Genomic DNA, 2,432 nt, shown 5'->3' with positions numbered 1-2,432 from the left:
GTCTCCTTCTCGACCTTCATGAACACGTCGCCCACCTCGTCCGGGGGCAGCGACCGGTCCACCGGCGGATTGATGATGGCGTGGTTCCAGTACAGGACCTTCTCCTGCGATTCGCGGTACCAGCGCTTGGCGTTGTCCTGGAACGGCGAGTAGAACTCGTCGTTGGCGCCGAGCGTGCCGAGGAAGGAGGCCTTGTAGTCGGGGGACCGGCCCATCCAGCCGTACGTCATCCGCGCCCAGGTGGCGATGGCGTCGCGGTCGGCTCGCAGGTCGTCCGCGGACTTCGGGGTGCGGAAGAACGGCATCGTCACCCCGCCGTTGCCGGTGTCGGTGGGGGTGGTGAGGGTGCCGATGTGCTCGCCGGTGTGCAGCGCGTCGTACAGCCGGGCGGTCATGCGAATGGAGTTGCGGAACGCGGGGTGGTTGGTGAAGTCCTTCACGCGCTCGCCGTGCAGGTAGATCTCGCGGCCGTCGTCGATCGACGCAATGTACTCGTCGCCGGTCATGGGCCGGGCGGCGAAGTTCTGCTGCTGATTGGCCGGGTGGTCCGCGGCGACGTTGACCTTCGACCGGTCGACGGTGCCGGTGGCGGGGGCTGCTTCGGTGGTGGTCATGCTCTTCCCTTCGAGAGAGGCGGGCGTGGGATCAGGAGGCAGCGCGGGCGAGCTGCGCGGGCAGTGGGGTGAATGTGGCTGTGGCGTCGAACCATCCGCTGTGCGGATCGTCGAGGCACCCGTTCCATGCGGTCGAGCCGGATCGGTCCCCGAGGTCGTGGAAGGTGCTGCGGAAGAACAGGAGCGGGTCCTTCTCGGCGTCGACGGAGGCGTCGACGATCTCGCCGACGAAGATGACGTGGTCGCCGCCGTCGTACTCGGCCCACGGCCGGCAGATCAGGGTGGCGGCGTTACCGGGGAAGGCGGGTGCGATCCCGGTGTCGTCCCAGTCCGGTGCGACGGCCTGCGGCCTGCCGGCGAAATGCAGTGCGGTGGAGAGTTGGTCGGCCGCGAGGATGTTCACGGCGAACGGCGCGTCGGTGAGGTAGCCGCACGCCTTCGACGTCCGCGTCAGCGTCACCTGGCACAGCCTCGGCTCCAGCGAGACGGCCGTGAAGGCGGTGACCGTGGCCCCGTGCGGGGTGCCCTCGGCGCCGGCGCACGTGACCACCGTGACCCCACTGGCGAACTGGCCGAAGATGTTGCGAAGTGCTCGCTGGTCCATGGGGAGACCGCCTTCCTGCACGATGTGCGATTGCGGGTCGATCCGGAACGAGAACCAACGTATGACCCGGATCACACTCCGTCGATCCGCGTTGCGAAGGGGCGATCCGCATTGCGAAGCGGGCTCGGACCACGCCGGATCGACCGGGCGGCACGTGACCGTCGTCACAGTACGGTGCTAGCGTGGGGAGTTGCCCACACACCGGCACAGCACCAGTTGGGAGGGTTGGAAGGGCGAATGCGAGCACCGGAGAGCCGCGGCTTCACGGACTGGAACGAAGTGCACGACGTGGTGTCCCAGGCGTACTTCCCGCACCAGCTGACGCTTCTCGGCCGTGGGCCCGCAGCCCGCACGTCGCTGGAATCGACCCAGCTCGGCGCCTCGCGGCTGGCGCGGATCGGCTTCGGGGTGGACGTGTCGATCCGTTCCGAGCACCCCGGCGCGTACGGCATCAACATTCCCCTGACCGGGCACCTCGTCACCGCCGTCGGCCGCGACGAGGTCGTGTCGGCTCCCGGGCTGGCGACGGTCTGCCCGCCCGACACCCCGACCGTCATCACCCGGTGGAGCAGTTCGTGCGAGATCATCGGGTTCAAGGTCGACCGCGACTACGTGCAGCGCGAGATGGACCGCCTGCTCCCCCGCCCCGGCAGGCGGCTGCCCGCGCAGTTGGATCTGCGGTCCGGCGCGGGGGCCGACTGGTTGCGTCTCGTGCGTGCGATCGCGGACGAGTCGCTGCGGGACAACGTCCTGCTCCGCAGCGACCAGGTGGCCGAGCAGCTGTGCCGCGCCGTCACGACAGCCCTCGTGCTCGCCGCCGCACCGGACGACGGCGACTGCCCGGCCGGAGCACGTCCGCGGACCGTCAAGAGGGTGATGGACGCGATCCAGCAGGATCCGGCGCGTCAGTGGACCGCCGCAGACATGGCCGAACTCGTCGGCGTCAGTGTCCGTCGCATTCAGCAGGGGTTCCGCGAGTGCGTCGGCATGACCCCGATGGAATACCTCGCCGACGTCCGGCTCGAGCGTGTCCATGCAGATCTGTCCGTGAGCGATTGCACCGCAACTGTTTCCGATGTCGCGCTCCGCTGGGGCATCATGCACACCGGACGGTTCGCGGCCGCGTACCGGCGCAAGTACGGCGTGAGCCCGTCCGAGACGCTGCGCGGCGTGACCGCCTGATCCCAGGCGGCTCCGCCGCCGGTGTGCCTTTT

Annotated in this window: 3 protein-coding genes; 1 reads left to right on the top strand and 2 read right to left on the bottom strand. The window is 69.0% G+C overall.

Translation table 11 applies throughout. The features are described 5' to 3' along the window. Both OEY_RS0127720 and OEY_RS0127715 read right to left on the bottom strand, forming a co-directional pair. On the bottom strand, positions 1-614 hold a 614-nt coding region (locus OEY_RS0127720), incomplete at its 3' end, for a 4-hydroxyphenylacetate 3-hydroxylase N-terminal domain-containing protein (RefSeq protein ID WP_010596969.1). Positions 615-645: 31 nt separating this feature from the next. After that, the gene (locus OEY_RS0127715; RefSeq protein ID WP_026137888.1) at positions 646-1,218 is read right to left on the bottom strand and encodes a flavin reductase family protein; all 573 of its coding nucleotides are present in this window, start codon (positions 1,216-1,218) and stop codon (positions 646-648) included. Positions 1,219-1,455: 237 nt separating this feature from the next. Here OEY_RS0127715 and OEY_RS0127710 point away from each other — a divergent pair, with 237 nt between their 5' ends. Then, positions 1,456-2,400: an AraC family transcriptional regulator gene (locus OEY_RS0127710; protein WP_010596967.1), complete on the top strand. Its 945-nt coding sequence runs from the start codon at positions 1,456-1,458 to the stop codon at positions 2,398-2,400. Positions 2,401-2,432: the final 32 nt, after the last annotated feature.

This window comes from Rhodococcus sp. P14, assembly GCF_000256505.1.
Taxonomy (GTDB): Bacteria; Actinomycetota; Actinomycetes; order Mycobacteriales; family Mycobacteriaceae; genus Rhodococcus; species Rhodococcus ruber.
The sequence above is the reverse complement of the archived record's forward strand: the minus strand, read 5'-3'. Positions and strand labels throughout refer to the sequence as shown.